This window comes from Roseovarius aestuariivivens (genome assembly GCF_004761875.1).
GTDB classification, from domain to species: domain Bacteria; phylum Pseudomonadota; class Alphaproteobacteria; order Rhodobacterales; family Rhodobacteraceae; genus Roseovarius; species Roseovarius aestuariivivens.
In genome coordinates this window covers 1-1,229 of the sequence record NZ_SJEY01000037.1, presented here as the reverse complement: position 1 = coordinate 1,229, position 1,229 = coordinate 1, and the positions used below count along the sequence as shown (strand labels likewise).

The following is a 1,229-nucleotide window of genomic DNA, read 5'->3' as shown; positions in this document are numbered from 1 at the left end:
TGGAGTGCCCCCACTGAAGTGGTCCACCAACTGGGATAGAATTATCCCGCGAATTGGAGGACCAGAGAATGGCTGGGAAACGAGAGAAGTCAGAAGACATCGTATCGAAACTTCGTCAGATTGAAGTGCTGCAAGGGCAAGGCATGACGGTCGCGGACGCGTCACGCCAGATCGGCATTACGGAGCAAACGTTCTATCGGTGGCGCAAGCAATATGGCGGAATGAGCCGCGGACAGCTGAAGCGGCTGAAGGAGCTTGAGAAAGAGAACCAGCGCCTGAGGCGCGCGGTCTCGGACCTGACGCTGGACAAGCTGATCCTCACTGAGGCCGCAAAGGGAAACTTCTGAGCCCTTCACGTCGCCGCAGATGCATCGACCACGTGCGGCAGGCGCTCGGCATATCGGAACGCCGCGCCTGCCGCACCCTTGGGCAGCACCGCTCCACGCAGCGCAAGGTGCCGCGTGGCCGTCCTGATGAAGAGCGTCTGACCGAGGACATCATCGAATTGGCCAGGCAATACGGTCGCTACGGCTATCGCCCCGTGACCGCTCTGCTCAACCAGTCGGGCTGGCACGTGAACCACAAGCGGGTCGAGCGCATCTGGAAACGTGAAGGGCTGAAGGTTCCACCGAAGCAAAAGAAGAAAGGCCGGCTCTGGCTGAACGATGGGTCATGTATCCGGCTTCGACCGGAGCGTCCGAACCATGTCTGGTCCTATGACTTCATGCAGGACCGGACCGCGGACGGCCGCGCCTATCGCATTCTCAACATCATAGACGAGTTCACCAGGGAGGCGCTGATGATCCGCATAGACCGAAAGCTCAACTCGACCGATGTGCTCGATGCCTTGACAGACCTGTTCATCCTCCGCGGCCCGCCGGACTACATACGATCCGACAACGGTCCCGAGTTCGTGGCTCAGAAGGTCCGGGACTGGATCGCCGCAGTGGGTGCCAAGGCTGCGTTCATCGAGCCTGGATCGCCCTGGGAGAATGGATACTGCGAGAGCTTCAATGCCCGCTTCCGGGACGAGTTGCTCAACGGTGAGCTCTTCTACTCAATCAAGGAGGCAAGGATCATCATCGAAGACTGGAGAAAACACTACAACACCGTTCGGCCTCACAGCGCCCTTGGATACCGGCCTCCCGCAACGGAAAGTATTGTCCAGATGGACCAGAGGCCGGTCATGCACTAACAATCAACCTGGACCACTCCGTGGGGGCAGTCCA

The 1,229-nt window shown here is 59.3% G+C and carries 1 protein-coding gene; it reads left to right on the top strand.

Annotated elements, in window-relative coordinates:
• The first annotated feature begins 68 nt into the window (after positions 1 to 68).
• A protein-coding gene (locus tag EZV60_RS18945) for an IS3 family transposase (protein WP_135507644.1) occupies positions 69 to 1,195 on the top strand; the annotation gives its coding sequence in 2 pieces (ribosomal slippage) (positions 69 to 333 and positions 333 to 1,195; 1,128 coding nt in all).
• Positions 1,196 to 1,229: the final 34 nt, after the last annotated feature.